We start from the raw sequence: 15,754 nt of genomic DNA, 5'->3' as shown, positions 1-15,754 counted from the left end.
CTGTGTTCGGAAACGGACGTCGGCTGTGGGGATTGGTCACAAGATCAAGTTAGCCTCCGGCCGCTGCTCACCGCGCCCGTCGGATGACGCTGTGGTTGTACGTCATCGCTGTGCCTGGCGCTCGGCGAACGTGGCCGGAACCGTGACGGATCAAGGAAGACCGGCGTGCGGCACGTCCACGCGAGCCGCGGCGAGGCGGCCTTCGCGGGCGTTCTTCCGGGCGTTCTCGTCGAAGTCCGGCGCGGTGCACATGAACAGCGTGCGGCCGTCGGTGCCGCCGAGCATGCAGGCGAACACGCCGGTGCCCGTGGGGATCTCGTCGGTGATCTCGCCGCCCTCGCGCACGCGGATCACGCGGGCGCCGACGGCGTCGGCGATCCAGAGCGCGCCCTCGGCGTCGAGGCAGCAGCCGTCGGCGCCGATGACGATCTGCGCGAGCGCGACCGGGAGGTCCTCGCCGGTCGGCACGTCGCCGAACTGCGCCCAGATCCGGCGGTTGGTCAGGGACCCGTCGCCGGCGACGTCGAACGCCGTGACGCGGTTGCCGAAGGTCTCGTTGACCAGGAGCACGCCGTCGTCGGTGAGCACGCTTCCGTTGGGGAACCACAGGTCCTGCGCGACGGTGGTGACGGTGCCGTCCGGGTCGGCCCGCAGCAGCGACGCGGATTCGAGCGGGGCGCCGCCCATCAGGTCGAAGCCGAACTCGCCGACGAACGCGCGGCCGCGGGCGTCGACGACCATGTCGTTGGGGTGGCCCTTGACGTGGCCCGACAGGTCGGCGTGGGGCACGAGCGTGCCGTCCGGTTCGCGGCGCAGCAGCAGGCGGTCGCGCATCGACACGACCAGGAGCCGGCCGTCGGGCAGCCAGCCGAGGCCCGACGGCTGCTGCGGGACCTCGGCTTCCGTGCGCAGGTCGGTGCCGTCCTCGGCCGCCGAGCACACGCGGTAGGTGTAGAAGTCGGCGAACCAGATGCGGCCCTCGTGCCAGCGCGGGCACTCCAGGTAGGACAGTCCTTCTAGGACGGTGGTCGTTTCGCGGCTCATGATTCCCCTGGGGACGGTGTGGGTTTCGGGTCAGCCGGCGGCGGCGTCGAGGAAACGCTCGAGCTCGCCCCGCACGTCGGACCCGCACGGCTGGAAGACGATCTCGGTGACGCCGCGCGAGGCGTAGTCGTCGATCTTGCGGCGGACCTCGGCGCGGGTTCCGCTCAGCGTCACCTCGCGCAGCGTGGCGCTGCCGCCGGCCTGCCAGGCGGCGCCGTCGGCTTCGTTGAGGTCGACGCAGTGTCCTGAGTGGATGGTGAGGTGCCGGTGTTCCTCGGGTGTTTTCTCCACCACCTCGAGCCATTCCGCCCCGCCGGGCAGGGTGCGCACCGCGTCGGGGCCGCCGAACTCGTAGGCGCCGTGGAAGGACAGCGCCCAGCCCGGGCCGGCGGCCGAGCGCGCGTGGGCGGAGTCGGTGGGCTCACCCTCGTCGAGCACGGTGCCCCATTCGAGGAAGGCGACCCAGGGGTGGTCCTTCATGAACTCGGGCGTCTGCAGCGTGGCGAACAGGCCGTCGCCGAGCTCGGTGGCGACCTTGTTGCCCTTGGGGCCGAGCGCGCCGACGAGGATCGGCACGTCGACGGGCCGCGCCGGGGCGTGGCCGTCGGGGTGCAGCATCCGCATCTGCGCGCCTTCCCACTCCACGATTTCGCCGCGCAGCAGGCCGCGGTACGCGCGCAGGTAGGACTCCATGAACGCCCAGCGCACGGCGCCGTAGCCCATCGCGCGGCGGCCGGAGAACCCGGTGCCGAACGCGACCGCCACGCGGCCGGGGGCGAGCGCGGCGAGGGTCGCCGTGGCGGCGGCGTTGACCATGGGGTGGCGCAGGCTGGGCACGAGCACACCCGGGCCGAGGCCGATGCGCTCGGTGCGGTCGGCGGCGAGGGCGAGGGTCATCCACACGTCGGGGCTTTGCTGGGGTGTGTCGTACACCCAGGCCCGGTGGTAGCCGAGTCGCTCGGCCAGTGCGATGTGGTCCGGAGAGTCCAGGGCGGTGGGGAACGCGCAGGACACGTCCACGGTGTCCTCCTCCCGATCGACGGCGGATCGCGGCAGAACGTCTACCTGGGACAATGACTAAGCGCATAGTCATAATCGCTGGTGGTGTGGGACGATACACACACCCTTGGGGCGGAGCAAGGGCAGCCCTCCAGCGCTTCCGATCCGGAAAGGACCCCCGATGAGCGCCCAGCGATCCGCGCTCCCCGACCTGGCCGACGACTCGCCGGGCCTCTGGGACGCCGGCTTCGGCAAAGCCGCGCGCGGCCTGCTCACCGGCGGCGTGCGCTGCTTCGCCGCCCAGGGCTTCCACGCCACCACGACCCGGGACATCACCGCCGCGGCCGGCCTCTCGCCCGCCGCGCTGTACGTGCACTTCAGCTCCAAGGAGGAAGTGCTCTTCGAGATCACCCGCGCCGGGCACAAAAGTTCACTCGATGCGCTCAATCGCGTCCCGACCCACGCGGACCCCGCCGAGCACCTGCGCGCCCTCGTCGCCGCCTTCGTCTCGTGGCACGCCCGCCACCACGTCGCCGCCCGCGTCAGCCAGTACGAACTGGGCGCCCTGACCCCCACGCACTACGACGCCATCGTCGGCCTGCGCCACCAGTCCACCGCGATCTTCCACGACGCCCTCACTCACGGCCCCGCCCTCGGCCCCTTCCCACCCGCCGACGCCCACCGCCTCGTCCGCGCCATCCTCTCGCTGGGCGTCGACCTGGTCCGCTGGTACCGCCTCGACGGGGCGGACTCGCCCGAGGAGCTGGGGGAGTACTACGCGGACCTGGCCCTCGGGATGGTCTCGGCGGCCGCCACACGCCGCGGCCGCTGATCCGGAGTGGTCCGGACCGCGCCGCCCGCGTGCGGCCGGGCTGCGGTTTTCTCGGGGTGGGCGCGCTGCCTGCCGCGCCGGGCGGGGCCGATGCCGGCGGCCGTGCGCATTGTCGACCTGGCCGGAATGTGTTGGGCGCAACCGTGGACTGGTCCGCCATAGAGGGCCGAAGAGGGCCGAGTAAACGGCATCGTGCTCGCGCGGATATCCCGGTTGGGCAGCGATTTTCCTGGAGCGGCAGGAGGACTATCGCGCCGAGCGGTATTGCACGCAGGCGGGCGACCGTGGCTCGGGTGATGGCACGGGACTGAGGGGCCGAGCTTGTGCGGCGGGGCGGTGGGTTTCCGGGAATGAGTGGGGGACTGCAGTGCAAGCCGGGGTCGGCGCCTGTCGGGGTGCGGGTGCCCGGCGAGTCGTGGGGCGACCGGCCCGAGGGCCGATTCACCTGAGCCGCCGGGGATTCCGGCGCCGACCAAGGCCCGGGGCGGCCACCGCCTCCGGCCGGCCATGGTGGCGCGGGCCGGGGCGCAGCGGCTTCAGAGCGTGACGAACCGCCCCCCGATTTGGTGAAACGATCACGCGCCGTGGATGATCACGGGGTGATCACGTTCCGAGGCCCTGGGGGGCACGCGACGCCGGCCGGAGTGGTGAAGCAACTGTTCGAGGAGGCGGCCGCGCGCCGGGGGGCGGTGGTGGTGCTCGTGGCGGCGGCGGTCGTGTTCGTGGCGGGGGTGCTCGCGATCGTGTGCACGCTGTGGCCGGTGGATCTGGAGGTCTACCGCCTCGGCGCGCAGGCGCTGGCGCACGGGCGCGACCTCTACGGCCCGCTGCCGCCGACGCGGTCGGGCATGACGTTGCCGTTCATCTACCCTCCGTTCGCCGCGATCCTGTTCCTCGTGCCGGCCGCGGTGCCCACGCCGGTGGCGGCCGTCCTGATGCTGGCGATTTCGCTGACCGCCCTCGGCGCGACGGTGTACGTCGTCGTGCGGCCGCGCGCCGGGAGGCGGACGGCGGTGCTGGCCGCGGTCGTGGTCGGGGCGGCGTCGCTGGCGTTCGAGCCGGTGCGGGAGACGCTGTGGTTCGGGCAGGTCAACCTCGTGCTCATGGCGCTGGTCGTGATCGACTGCCTGGGACCGAAAACCCGTCTGCCGCGCGGGGTGCTGGTGGGCCTGGCCGCGGCCGTGAAGATCACGCCGGCCGGGTTTCTGCTGTTTTTCTTGCTGAAGAAGGACTTCCGCGCGCTCGGCACCGCGCTCGTCACGTTTGTCGCCGCGGGTGCGGTGGGTTTTGTGGTGGCCCCCCAGGCTTCCGCGGCCTACTGGTTCGGCGGCGGGCTGACCGGGGCGTCGGGCATGAGCGGCTCGATCTTCGCCACCAACCAGACCATCCAGGGTGCCGTCCACCGCTTCGGCCTCCCCGCGACGCCCACACTCGTCCTGGTCGCCGCGGGGACCCTGGCCGCGCTGCTCCTCGCCGCGGCGGCCATGCGCCGGGCCGACGAACCGGTCGCCTTCCTCCTCAACGCCGCCGCGGTCCTCGTGTGCTCACCCATCTCGTGGTCGCACCACTGGGTCTGGATCGTCCCCGCGACGATCGTCCTGGCCGCCCGCGCCACGACCGGCCGCGCGGTGGCCGGCCTGGCGGCGGTGGTCGCGATCTTCATCGTCGCGCCGCATTCGCTGTTGCCGAACAACGACTTCCGCGAGCTGTCCTGGGGACCACTGGAGCACGTGATCGGCAACAGTTACCTGTTGCTGGCACTGGGTTTCCTCGTGTGGCAGTTCGCCACGCGCCACCGCCGCGCGCTCACCCCGCCACTGGTTCAGTGAGCCCGGCGAGGCCGATGTAGGCCTCCGAAGCCTCGTAGACCTTCCGGCCGTCCAGGTCCGCGGACAGCTTCGGCGCGACGAAGTCCCGGGCCCACTGCGCGGTCTGGAACCGCAGCGGCGGGTTCTCCCGCCCGAGCAGGTCGAGGATCTGCGGGCCGACCTCCTCGACCGCCTGCACGCCGCCGGTGTTGCCGATCACGCGGGACAGGAAGTCCCACGGCTCGGGGTACGGGCTGTTCTCCACTACGTCGGTGGGCAGCAGCTTTTCGAAGCGCCGCAGGGCCATCACGTCGGTGGCCACCGGCCCGGGCTCCACAATGGTGGTCCGCACGCCGTAGCGCGCGACGACGGGCGCGAGCGACTCGACAGCTCCCTCGAGCGCGAACTTCGAAGCCGCGTACGCGTCGTTGTACGGCGCGCCGACCAACCCGTTGGCGCTGGTCGTGACAATCAGCCGGCCCTTGCTCGCGCGCAGGTGCGGCAGCGCCGCCTTGATGACGGCGAGGTTGCCGAAGAAGTTCGTCTCGAGGACGAAGCGGAAGCCGTCCATCGTGATCTGTTCCGCCGTGCCGAGGGCGAAGATGCCGCCGGCCTGGGAGACCACGGCGTCGAGGTGGCCGTGGGTTCGGGCGACGTCGTCGATCAGCGCGTAGACGGCCGGGTGATCGGTGATCTCGAGGAACCGGATGTCGAGCTCGACGCCGCGCGCCTTGGCGTCCTCCGCGAGTTCGGTCATGCGCTGCTCGTCGCGCCCGGTGGCCACGACGGTGTACCCGGCCGCCGCCGCGTCGAGCGCGATCGTGCGGCCCATCCCGGACGTGGTGCCGGTGACGAGGAGAACCTTGCTGGTCATGGAAGCCTCCTGACAGTTACGCACACTGTGTGCGTTAATCACCAAGCTAGCCTCGCCGCACTCGTCCTGTCAACGCACATGGCGTGCGTTATGCTGGAGCGGTGACTTCCTTCCAGCGCGCGCGTTCGCCCGAGAGCAAGCGTCAGCGCGCGGAAGCCCTGGTGGACGCGGCCCGCACGCTCGCGCGGGAGCGGGGCGTCGCGTCGGTCACGCTGACGGCGATCGCCGACCAGGTCGGCGTGCACCATTCCGCGATGCGCCGCTACTTCCCCTCGCACAAGCACGTGCTGCTGCGGCTGGCGGCGGACGGCTGGGCGACCTGGGCGGACGCGGTCGCCGAAGAGCTTCGCGGCCGCACGGTCTCACCGGGGGAGCTGGCGGAGGTGCTCGTCGCGTGCCTGGCCGCCGATCCGTTGCTGTGCGACCTGTTCGCCAACGTCCCGCTGCACCTGGAGCACGACGTCGACGTCGACCACGTCGTGGAGTTCAAGCGGACCAGCCGCGCGGCGATCGACGTCCTGACGGCGGCCATCGCGGCCGCGGCGCCTTCCCTTGCCGCGGCGGCGATCGACGTCGTCATCGCGGCCAACGCCCTCGCTGCCACGCTGTGGCAGGTCACCCATCCCGGGTCCGAGCTCGCCGCCGCGTACCGGGCCGACGCGTCGCTGTCGATCGTCGGCCCCGGTGACTTCGTCCCGACGCTGACCCGGCTGCTGGCCGCGGCGTGCGCCGGGCTCGCCGGCGCGGCGGGCGCCGGGCTTCAGGACGTGCGGGACTTACCACCGGCCAATGACGCCTGAGAGCCGTGCATCACCAGTTGTGCGTATTCGGACAGCTTTTCGGGAGTTCCCGCACGCGTGATGAGGCCGAGGTAACCGTCGGGGCGGATGAGGGCGAAGCCGCTCTCGCCGGTGCCATAGCGATCGGTGAACGAGCCGTCCGGGTCGTGGAGCGCACCGAGGCCGCCGGAGCCGATGGGCACGACCGTGCCGAGCCCGGCCAGGGCCGCGCGGTACTCGTCGAGCACCGCGTTGTCCTGGACGCTCGTGAGGAGCAGGTGGCCGGGCCGGCGCAGCAGCTCGTCGAGTGAGGTCGGCGTGCCGTCGGCGGTGCGCAGGCCGGGCAGGTCGGGCGCGTGGTCGCCGGGGTGCGGGTGCCGTCGTGAGGTCGCGCGGCCGGTGACGATGGGGCTGCCGCGGTAGTGGATGTCGACCTCGGCGATGCCGGTGATCAGCTCCTCGCGCACGGGCGGGAGGTGCCCGACCAGGAACAGCGCGAGGTTGCGCAGTCCGCGTTCGGGGCCGTTGACCGTCATCACGTCGGTCATGCGCGTGGTCTGCTTGACCACGGACGCGCCGACCCGGTGGCGTTCGGCGTGGTAGGAATCGAGCAGCGCGGGATCGGCGCGGCCGGTGGTGACCAGCGCGAGCTTCCACGCGAGGTTGACCGCGTCGTGGATGCCGGTGTTCATGCCCTGGCCGCCGGCGGGGCTGTGGATGTGCGCGGCGTCGCCGGCCAGCAGCACGCGGCCGTGGCGGTAGCGGGGCACCTGGCCGTGGTGGATCTCGAAGTAGGTGAGCCAGTGGGCGTCGGTCACCCGCCACGCGCCGCCCGCGCGCTGGTCGACGAGCTGTTGTGTCTCGGCGATCGTCGGGACCGCGCCGGGCGCCGGGCGTTCGACTTCGAACAACAGGCGCGTGCGGCCCTCGGGCATCGGGAACACGCCGCCGATGCCGTCGGGGTGTGCGAACATCCGCACGGTGTCGGGTGAGCGTTCGGACTCGGCGGCGACATCGGCGAACAAGAAATGTTGACCTTCGAACACGCCCTCGATCCGCGTGCCGACGGCCGTGCGCGTGGTGCTGTGCCCGCCGTCGGCGCCGACGACCCAGGCGTAGCGGGACCGGTCACGCCCGGCCGCCGAGGTGAAGGTGGCCGTGACGCCCGTCGAGTCCTGTTCGAGGCTCTCCAGCGTCACGCCGCGTTCGACCCGCACGCCCAGGTTGGCCGCGTGTTCGGCGAGCAGCGCCTCGGTCCGCGGCTGGGCGAGGTCGAGGATGCGGCGGTAGCGGGTGGCGAGGTGCTCGGTGCCCAGCCGCACCGTGGGCTGCTTCGGGTCACGCCCGGCGTAGAGCTCCAGCGCGGTCATGGCGGACGCCTCGCGCTCCAGCGGCGCGAGCACGCCCATGGCGGCCAGGTGCTCCTGCGTGCGCGGGTGCACGACCACTGCGCGGGACTGCGTGGTGGGCTCGGCCAGCTGCTCGACCACCCGCACGCGCGCGCCCTGGCGCACCAGTTCCGCGGCGGCGGTCAGGCCCACCGGGCCGGCCCCCACGACCAGCACGGTGTCCTGCCCGGACGCGGTCACGGAGCGAGCGTCAGGTCGCGGTCGTCTGTTCTGATCAGTGTCATTTTCCCCGTTCCTCTCGGCGTTGCGAAAGGGCTACCCCAGTTCTGTCGTGGTGGCTTTCAAGAGCGTTACAGGGTTGTCTCGATCGGATTTTTTCCCTGAGTCCACAATGGACTTGTGACGGGTGGTGCGCCGGTTTTTGTCGGGCCCCTCGCGTAGCGTGCGGTGTCATGGTGCTGACAGTGGAAATGCGCGAACAGTTCCTGGCCGAGCCGCACGTCGGCGCGTTGTCGGTGGTCGAACGCCCCGACCGCGCGCCCCTCGTCGTGCCCATCTGGTACCAGTACACGCCGGGTGGCGAGCTGTGGATCCGCACGCCGCCGGACACGCGCAAAGCCCGCGCGATCGCGGCGACGGGACGGTTCACCTTGATGGCGCAACGAATCTCGCCCACTGTCCGCTACGTCTCGGTGGAAGGACCGGTCACCGGTACCGGACCCAGTTCCGACGGGCAAACGCGGGAAATGGTGTCGCGGTACCTGCCGCCGGAGAAAGTCACGCCCTTCCTGGACTTCGAGCGAACCCACATCGGCGAGCACATCGTGATTTCGATGCGGCCGCAACACTGGTTCTCGTCCGATCTGGGGCCGGCCTGATTTCGCGGTAACCACTCGTTCGAGCCGCTTTCCCACTATGGTGAACGGGCTCACGCGACGACAGGGGGCGGCGGATGACGACGTCGGACAAGGACGAACCTGCGGATCCCGGCGTTCCCGGTGCCCCCGGCGAGGACTCGTCGCGATTCGGTGCGCCTGACGCACCGACGCCACCGTCGGGATCCCTTTCCGTCGGCGGCCTTCAGTTCGGCGTCGAACCCCTGGGCGGTCCAACCTCGCGACCCGGTGGCGGTCAACAGGGTGTCCAGCCACCGGGTCCACCCTTCCTCGACGACGGCCCTCCTTACGGCGGGCTGTCGAGTACGACGGGCGCGCCGTCGTGGCCGGGCGACATCGATTACGGCACTCAGCCCGGCGAGCCGCCCGACCCCTATTCGTCACGTTGGGCGGAAGGTGGCGCTTACGGCGCGCAGCCGCCAGGGCCGGCGTTTTCGTCGGTCGACGGCGATCTGCGTGACGAATCGAGCTTTCGCGGGCAGAACCAGGAACATTACGGTGGGCAGCCGCCGGGGCCGGCGTTTTCGTCGGTTGGCGAACGGCCGCCCGAGGAGCCGCGTCCTCGAGCGGAGGATCAGTATTACGGCGGAATGCAGGGCGGCCAGCCACCCGGGCCGGCGTTCTTCGAGAACTCCCCGGCTGAAAGCGGACCGTCGTCGGAATCGGCGTTTTCGCCGGGCGGCGCGGCGGATCCGCTTGAGGAGCCGTGGCCACAACCGTGGAATCAGAGCCAGCAGGGTGGTTCTCCGCCCGGGCCCGCCTTCGTCGAGAGCGGCCCGACGTACGGCGGACCGCCGCCGGAACCGCCGTTTGCGCGGCAGCCGCTGCGAGACGACGGGCTGTTGGAGCCGGAGAGTTCGCCGCCGCCGGGGCCGACGTTCGCGCTGCCGCCGACGTGGGCGCCGCCGCAATCGCCGCAGCCGTGGGGTAGCGGGGCGCCGCCGGGGCCGCCGCTTGAGCCGGACGTGTACGACGTCGCCGACGGAAGTGGCGGACGGTCGAGGGTGCCCGGGCCTTTCGGCGACGTGCGCGAGCCCGGGTGGCGGCGGTTGCTGCGGCGGCTGCGGGGGCGCGGGTAAGGCATGACCGGGATTCTTCAAGGCGCCCTCGGGGGCGCCCGCGCCTTGCTGGTCGGGTGGATCCTGCCGAGCCTGATCAACGTTGTGGTGTTCGGGTTCGTCGTGGCGCCGGGGCCGAGGCGGGTCGGGGCGTTGAGCGTGGACGCGGGGTGGGCGGCCGTCGCGGGGTTGCTGGCCACGGCCGTGCTCGGACTGGTGCTGGCGGCGCTGCAGACGCCGCTCTACCGCGTCCTCGAGGGGTACTTCGCGTGGCCGGGCTGGGTGTTCCGCGGGCGGCGCCGCCGGCAGGTCGCGCGGATGCACCTGTTGCGCAACCGGGTCGACGCGGTGACGTTGTCCCGCCGGGAAGGCCGGCTGCCGGAGGAGGACCGGGCGACGCTGGCGGCGTTCCGGGCACACCCGGTCCTCGGGCCCTGCCTCGAGCGGGACCTGCGCAAGGGCCCGGTCTGGCACGCCCTGCTCGCCGAGCGCCTGCACCGCTACCCGCTCGACGACCAGCAGGTCGCCGCCACGCGGCTGGGCAACGCGATCCGGCGGTTCGAGGAGTACGGCCACCACCGGTACCGGCTCGATTCGCAGGTGCTCTGGCACGAGCTCAACGCCGTGGTGCCCGAACCCGTCCGCAAGCAGGTGGAGGACGGGCGGACCAACGTCGACTTCTTCGTCAGCCTGCTCTGCGGCCACGTGCTCGTCGCGGTGGCCGCGGCTGTCGACCTCATCGCGGGCCGGGCGGAGCTGCCCTGGGTGACGGGCGGGGCGCTGGTGGGCCTGCTGGTGCTGGCGGTCGTCTGGTACCGGGTGGCCGTGGTGGCCACGGACGAGTGGGCCGGCGCCGTCCGCGCGATGGTCGACCTCGGCCGCGCGCCGCTCGCCACCGCGATGGGGTTCACGCTGCCCGCGCGGCTGGCGGACGAGCGCGAGATGTGGCGGGCGGCCGTCGAGTTCGTCGGCACCGGGCCGACCGACGCGCTCGACCCGTACCGGGTTAAGCCGGAGTAGCGGCGCGCCGGTCCCGCAGCACGGCGAAGACGATCGCGGCCAGGCCGAGGATCGCGACCACGGCGTTGGCGGTGGTGAGCACGACGGCCTGCCACATCACCGGCGGGTGCGTGTCGAACAGGTGGAAGAAGAAGTGCGGCACGGCGAAGAGCGAGAACGCCGCCGCGGCAGGCACGACGTAGTGCGCCTTCGGCTTGACCAGCGCGATGCCGAGCATCAGCGCGATGGCCAGCGTCGCGCCGCCGAAGTCGCGGGCGAAGTGCTCGCTGAACGGCGGGTTCAGGTCCACCGTGGGAAACGTCGTGTAGAAGCTTTCGGGGAAGAGCTGGTTCCAGCCGCCGACGACCAGTTCGTCGAGGAACGGGATCACCAGGGCGGCCCGGATGGCGAGGGTGTTCATGGGAGTCCTTTCAGGACAGTCGGTTCGCGACGCGGCGCAGGTACTCGGCGAACGTGCGCTCGCCCCGGGCGTAGTCCTCGCGCGGGAGCAACGCGCCGCCGGTCATGGCCTTGCCGACCGCGCCCGGCAGGCGCACCGGCAGCACGATCTTGCGGGACCCGCGGGCCTTGACCAGCCGGCGGGCCATGTCGGCCATCTGCAGCTGCTCGGGTCCGGCGAGCGGCCGCACGTAGCCGCCCGGCTCCTGCCCGACCTGCCCGACCTGCGCGACCAGCGCGCCGGCGACCTCGTCCGCCGAGACCGGCTGGGAAAGTTCTTGCGGCACCACCACGAACGGCCCGCGGGCACCGTCCACAAGGGGCTCCGGGAACTCGTGGAACTGCGTGGCCCGCAGGATCGTCCACGGGACCGGGCCGGTGCGGACCAGCTCCTCCTGCTTGCGCTTGCCGAAGTAGTAGCCGAGGTCGACGTCGTCCACGCCGACGATCGAGAGCGCGATCACGTGCCGCGCCCCGGCCGTCGCGGCGGCGTCGAGGAGGTTGCGCGTGGCGGCGGCGAAGAACCCGACCGCGGGCTTCCTGCGCACCGACATGACGTTGGTGACGTCGACGACCTCTTCGCAGCCGTCGAGCTTGCCGGCCAGGCCGGTGCCGGTCGTCAGGTCGACGCCCCGCGACCGCGCCAGCACCACCGGCTCGTGCCCGGCCTCGGTCAGCTTCCGCACCACCAGCGCGCCGATCAGCCCGGTCCCGCCGGCGACAGCCACTCGCATCGTTCTTGCCTCATTTCGTCTCGGGTGTGGATCACTGTGCAGACTGCGCAGGTCCGGCGAACGTGACAGGCCGGCGTGTGATCCACACCTCCGGGTGCCGCGAACCGGTCCAGCGGCGTGGGGGCGAAGTGGACTACCGGTCCGGCGTGGGCGCGGGTTGACTGGATCGCGCCGGGTTGTCCACACGAGATCGTTGAGAGGGAAAGATGCGGATCTTCCTCGCCGGTGCGTCCGGCGTTGTCGGGCGCCGGGTGGTGCCGGCGCTGCTCGCCGACGGCCACGAGGTGACCGGGCTGGCCCGCGGCGCCGCGTCGGCCGACCGGATCACCGCGCTCGGCGCGACGGCCGTGCTCGGCGACGTGTACGACGCGCCCGCGCTGGCCGAGATCATCCGCGCCGCCGCGCCGGACGTCGTGATGCACCAGCTGACTGACCTCGGCTCGGGCGACCGCGCCGCGAACGCCCGCCTGCGCACCGTCGGCACGCGCAACCTCGTCGACGCGGCCGTGGCCGCCGGGGTGCGGCGGATCGTCGCGCAGAGCATCGCGTGGGCCTACGAGCCCGGTGCCGCGCCCGCGCCGGAGGAGACGCCCCTCGACCTGGCCGGCACCCCCGACCGGCTCGGCTCGGTGTCGGGCGTCGCCAACCTGGAGACGGCGGTGTCGGAACTGCCCGAATGGGTGGTCCTGCGCTACGGCACTCTCTACGGCCCCGGCACCTGGTACACCGACGGCGCCCTCATGGCCCAGCTCGCCGCGGCCGGCACCCTCGCGGCCACCGCGGACGTCACGAGCTTCCTCCACGTCGACGACGCCGCCTCGGCCGCCCTCGCCGCCCTCACCTGGCCCACCGGCCCGGTCAACATCTGCGACGACGACCCCGCGGCGGGCTACGACTGGGTCCCGGCGTTCTGCGCCTCCGTCGGCGCCCCGCCCCCGGCCCGGTCCGACGCCGCGCGCACACCGTGGGCCCGGGGCGCGGACAACACCCACGCCCGGAAGGACCTGGGCTGGACGCCGAGCCGGCCCTCGTGGCGGGAGGGGTTCAAGCAGAGCTGACTTCGGCCGCAGCGTGCGGCGCGGTCCGGGGCACTCCTCTCTGGGGCGGCCGTGGCTGTGCCCCTGTGCGGTGGGAGGGATTCACCTTGGGGTGACCACCGAGGCGGCGAATGGTGCGGGCCGGCGCGGCTGGGCTCCGGGGTGAAGAAGGCGCACTGGCTGTTCCGGTAAGCGTGGCCGGCATCGAGAAGGGCCGCGCTGCCCGGTTCCGGTCGGTGTGGCTGGCGTGGCGAGGAGCGCACTGCCCATTCCGGTCGGCGTGGGTGACGTTGAGAAGGGTGCACTGCCTGGTTTCGGTCGGCGGGGCGAAGAGTGCATGGCCCGTTCGGTCGGCGTGGCCGCCGTGCTGCTCCCTGGCGAGCGCCGTCCGGCGGCGCAGGGTCTGGGCTGGTTCGTTCGGCTCCGCCTCGGAGAAGGTCGCGTCGGCGTGGCTTGGCGTAACGGCGGGAAGGGCCCGGCGTGCGAGTGGCCGGAGGGCTTCAAGCTGGACCGTGGCGGCGCACCGCCGTGGGCCGCGGCCCGGCGGCAACGGCCGCAGGTGAGACTCGCGGTGGGCCGGCAAGCCGAATGCCGAACCCAACGGGGGTCACCAAGCGGCGATCTCGGCGCCCTCCAGTAGCTCGGCCAGCGTGTCCAGCGCCGGGCGCCACGAGTGTTGCGGTGGGGTGGCGTAGCCGAGGATGAGGCCGGCGCGGGGGTCGGCGCCGTGCCAGTAGCCGGAGGTGTGGAGGCCCAGCAGGCGGACGCCGGAGTGGAGGCCGGCGTCGACGAGGCGTTTCTCCTCGTGCCGGGAGGCCAGGGGGAGCAGGGCGTGGAGGCCGGCGGGGACGCCGTCGAGGGGGACGTCGGTGAGGGTGGCGAGGCGGGTGGCCAGTTCGGCGCGCCGTTTCTGGTAGGTGGCGCGGGCGCGGCGGACGTGGCGGTCGTAGTCGCCGCGCTGGAGGAGGTCGGCGAGGGCGAGCTGGTCCGGGGCGCCGACGGACGCGCCGGTGGCGGCCAGCGCGTCGAGGACCGGGAGGCGCAGCCGCGGCGGCAGCACGAGCCAGCCGAGGCGCAGGCCGGGCGCCAGGGACTTGCTGGTGCTGCCCGCGAAGACCACGCGTGACGGGTCCAGGGCCTGCAGCGCGCCCACGGGATGTTTGTCGTAGCGGAACTCGCCGTCGTAGTCGTCCTCGATGACGAAGCCGTCGCGGGCGCGGGCCCAGTCGAGGAAGGCCGTGCGCAGATCGGGGCTCAGCACGACGCCACGCGGGTGCTGGTGGGCCGGCGTGAGCAGCACCGCGCGGACGTCCGGGTCCAGCCCGGCGGGGTCCGCGCCACAAGGACCCACCCGAAGCGGTGCGGTGGCCAGCCCGGCGCCGTGGATGAGGCGCCGGTGGTGGACGAGGCCGGGGTCCTCCGTGCCGATCACCGACATCCCCGACTCCCGCATTGCCCGCGCCAGCAAGGCGAGGCCGTGGGTGAAGCCGGTCGTGATCACGACGGCCTCGGCCTCGGCGCGGACACCGCGCGTCCGTGACACATACGTGGCAACGGCTTCGCGCAGCAGCCGTGAGCCCGCCGGGTCGCCGTAATCCAAAGTGGACGGTCCGGCCGCCGCCAGGGTGCGTTTCACGCTGGCCGACCACAGCGTGTGCGGGAACAGGCTCAGGTCCGGCCGCCCCGGCCGCAGGTCGAGCAGGCGCGGCTCCACCTCCGGCACCGGCTTCGCCGGGGGGAGCCGGGTTTCGGCGACCCGCGTGCCCGACCCGGTCGTGCTCACCAGCCAGCCCTCGGCCACCAGCTGCGCGTACGCCTCGACGACGGTGCCGCGCGCGATGCCGAGGTCGTCGGCCAGGCTGCGGGTGCCCGGCAGGCGCGTGCCGGCGGGCAGCCGCCCGGACGTCACCGCCTCCCGCAGCGCGGACTCGATCGAACGGGCCCGCGGTTCGCCGCCGGCTTCGAGGTGCAGGTCGATCCCGAGCGAGCTCACCCCGCGACCGCCGCGGCCAGCCGGGTGAGCTTCGCCGGGTTCACGACGAAACAGACCTGGTCGATGCCCCGCGGCGACGCCTCCACCCAGCACGCCGCGAGCGGTTCGCCGGCGCGGGTGACGAGCACGACGTGCTGCCCGTTCGCCGCAACAACGGAGGTCTCGACTTGCTGTCCGTGGATCCCGACCGTCCGCGCCAGGTACTGCGCCACGCGTTCGCGGCCGGACACCGGCTTGCGGGCGGCCGTCGCCACGCCGCCGCCGTCGGAATAGGCCACGGCGTGCTCGGCCAGCAGGCTCCGCAGGCCTTCGAGATCACCCCGCTGCGCGGCCGCGAGGAACGCCCGCAGAAACCGGTCGCGCTCGGCCGCGCTCACGCGCGCGCCGCGTTCGCGGGTCACGTGGGCCCGCGCCCGGTGGCCCAGCTGCCGCGCGTGCTGCTCGCTGAGGTCGAGGAACCCGGCGATGTCGCGGTACGGGTAGTCGAAGGCCTCCTTCAACACGTAGACCGCGCGCTCCTGCGGCGTCAGCCGTTCGAGCAGCACCAGCACCGCCAGCTCGAGTGCCTCGCCGCGCTCCACCGTGACGTCGGCGCCGTCGGCGGTGGGGATCGGCTCGGGCAGCCACGGGCCGACGTAGAGCTCGCGGCGCGCCCGGGCCGAGGTCGCCGCGGTCAGTGCCAGGCGGCTCGCGGTGGTGACGAGGAACGCCTCGGCGTTGCGCACCACGCCGCGATCCGTGCCCTGCCAGCGGATCCACGTGTCCTGCACCACGTCCTCCGCGTCGGCGGCCGTGCCCAGCAGCCGATAGGCGAGGCCGAACAGGCGCGGGCGCAGTGCTTCGAACGCCGCCACCGCGTCGGTCAGGCCACCACCGGCCACTTCGGTCACTTC

At 72.7% G+C, this 15,754-nt stretch carries 15 protein-coding genes; 7 read left to right on the top strand and 8 right to left on the bottom strand.

Annotation, left to right across the window (positions count from 1 at the left end; all coding sequences use genetic code 11):
* Window positions 1-150 precede the first annotated feature (150 nt).
* Complete coding sequence (locus ACQPXB_RS33125) at window positions 151-1,044, bottom strand: SMP-30/gluconolactonase/LRE family protein (protein ID WP_432845636.1); 894 nt, start codon at window positions 1,042-1,044, stop codon at window positions 151-153.
* Between the two features lie 30 nt (window positions 1,045-1,074).
* Window positions 1,075-2,064 (bottom strand): LLM class flavin-dependent oxidoreductase, encoded by a 990-nt coding sequence (locus ACQPXB_RS33120; protein ID WP_386952939.1) that lies wholly within the window; start codon window positions 2,062-2,064, stop codon window positions 1,075-1,077.
* Window positions 2,065-2,224: 160 nt separating this feature from the next.
* On the opposite strand from ACQPXB_RS33120, the gene ACQPXB_RS33115 reads away from it, so the two are divergent.
* Window positions 2,225-2,875 carry a TetR/AcrR family transcriptional regulator gene (locus ACQPXB_RS33115; RefSeq protein ID WP_432845635.1) on the top strand — a complete coding sequence of 217 codons (651 nt, stop codon included), beginning with the start codon at window positions 2,225-2,227 and terminating at the stop codon, window positions 2,873-2,875.
* Window positions 2,876-3,522: 647 nt separating this feature from the next.
* Window positions 3,523-4,704, top strand: coding sequence for a glycosyltransferase 87 family protein (locus tag ACQPXB_RS33110; protein ID WP_386952945.1), 1,182 nt, complete (start codon window positions 3,523-3,525; stop codon window positions 4,702-4,704).
* Here the strand turns inward: ACQPXB_RS33110 and ACQPXB_RS33105 are convergent.
* Entirely contained in the window at window positions 4,682-5,557 is an 876-nt protein-coding gene (locus ACQPXB_RS33105; protein WP_432845634.1) for an SDR family NAD(P)-dependent oxidoreductase, read from the bottom strand. The two genes, ACQPXB_RS33110 and ACQPXB_RS33105, sit on opposite strands and share 23 nt — an antisense overlap.
* A gap of 101 nt (window positions 5,558-5,658) precedes the next feature.
* Here ACQPXB_RS33105 and ACQPXB_RS33100 point away from each other — a divergent pair, with 101 nt between their 5' ends.
* Window positions 5,659-6,357: a TetR family transcriptional regulator gene (locus ACQPXB_RS33100; protein WP_432845633.1), complete on the top strand. Its 699-nt coding sequence runs from the start codon at window positions 5,659-5,661 to the stop codon at window positions 6,355-6,357.
* Here the strand turns inward: ACQPXB_RS33100 and ACQPXB_RS33095 are convergent.
* The gene (locus ACQPXB_RS33095) at window positions 6,318-7,925 is read right to left on the bottom strand and encodes an FAD-dependent monooxygenase (protein ID WP_432845632.1); all 1,608 of its coding nucleotides are present in this window, start codon (window positions 7,923-7,925) and stop codon (window positions 6,318-6,320) included. The two genes, ACQPXB_RS33100 and ACQPXB_RS33095, sit on opposite strands and share 40 nt — an antisense overlap.
* Before the next feature lie 212 nt (window positions 7,926-8,137).
* Here ACQPXB_RS33095 and ACQPXB_RS33090 point away from each other — a divergent pair, with 212 nt between their 5' ends.
* The 3 genes from ACQPXB_RS33090 to ACQPXB_RS33080 all read left to right on the top strand — a co-directional run bounded on the left by ACQPXB_RS33090 (window position 8,138) and on the right by ACQPXB_RS33080 (window position 10,659).
* Window positions 8,138-8,563 (top strand): pyridoxamine 5'-phosphate oxidase family protein, encoded by a 426-nt coding sequence (locus tag ACQPXB_RS33090; protein ID WP_432845631.1) that lies wholly within the window; start codon window positions 8,138-8,140, stop codon window positions 8,561-8,563.
* A gap of 74 nt (window positions 8,564-8,637) precedes the next feature.
* Window positions 8,638-9,660, top strand: coding sequence for a hypothetical protein (locus ACQPXB_RS33085; protein ID WP_432845630.1), 1,023 nt, complete (start codon window positions 8,638-8,640; stop codon window positions 9,658-9,660).
* Window positions 9,661-9,663: 3 nt separating this feature from the next.
* The gene (locus tag ACQPXB_RS33080) at window positions 9,664-10,659 is read left to right on the top strand and encodes a hypothetical protein (RefSeq protein ID WP_432845629.1); all 996 of its coding nucleotides are present in this window, start codon (window positions 9,664-9,666) and stop codon (window positions 10,657-10,659) included.
* Here ACQPXB_RS33080 and ACQPXB_RS33075 read toward each other — a convergent pair.
* Together ACQPXB_RS33075 and ACQPXB_RS33070 are read right to left on the bottom strand one after the other, a co-directional pair.
* Entirely contained in the window at window positions 10,646-11,059 is a 414-nt protein-coding gene (locus tag ACQPXB_RS33075) for a hypothetical protein (RefSeq protein ID WP_432845628.1), read from the bottom strand. The genes ACQPXB_RS33080 and ACQPXB_RS33075 overlap by 14 nt on opposite strands.
* A gap of 10 nt (window positions 11,060-11,069) precedes the next feature.
* Window positions 11,070-11,831 (bottom strand): SDR family oxidoreductase, encoded by a 762-nt coding sequence (locus ACQPXB_RS33070; RefSeq protein WP_432845627.1) that lies wholly within the window; start codon window positions 11,829-11,831, stop codon window positions 11,070-11,072.
* A 206-nt stretch (window positions 11,832-12,037) separates the two neighbouring features.
* On the opposite strand from ACQPXB_RS33070, the gene ACQPXB_RS33065 reads away from it, so the two are divergent.
* Entirely contained in the window at window positions 12,038-12,889 is an 852-nt protein-coding gene (locus ACQPXB_RS33065) for an NAD-dependent epimerase/dehydratase family protein (RefSeq protein WP_432845626.1), read from the top strand.
* A 586-nt stretch (window positions 12,890-13,475) separates the two neighbouring features.
* Here ACQPXB_RS33065 and ACQPXB_RS33060 read toward each other — a convergent pair.
* A complete protein-coding gene (locus tag ACQPXB_RS33060; RefSeq protein WP_366584933.1) occupies window positions 13,476-14,861 on the bottom strand; it encodes a PLP-dependent aminotransferase family protein in 1,386 nt (461 codons plus the stop codon).
* Window positions 14,858-15,751: a sigma factor gene (locus tag ACQPXB_RS33055; protein WP_432845625.1), complete on the bottom strand. Its 894-nt coding sequence runs from the start codon at window positions 15,749-15,751 to the stop codon at window positions 14,858-14,860. Before ACQPXB_RS33055 ends, ACQPXB_RS33060 begins: the two co-directional genes overlap by 4 nt.
* Window positions 15,752-15,754 lie beyond the last annotated feature (3 nt).

The organism is Amycolatopsis sp. CA-161197, assembly GCF_050942255.1.
GTDB lineage: Bacteria > Actinomycetota > Actinomycetes > Mycobacteriales > Pseudonocardiaceae > Amycolatopsis.
Note: the sequence above shows the minus strand (reverse complement) of the source record. Positions and strands in the feature narration are given on the sequence as shown.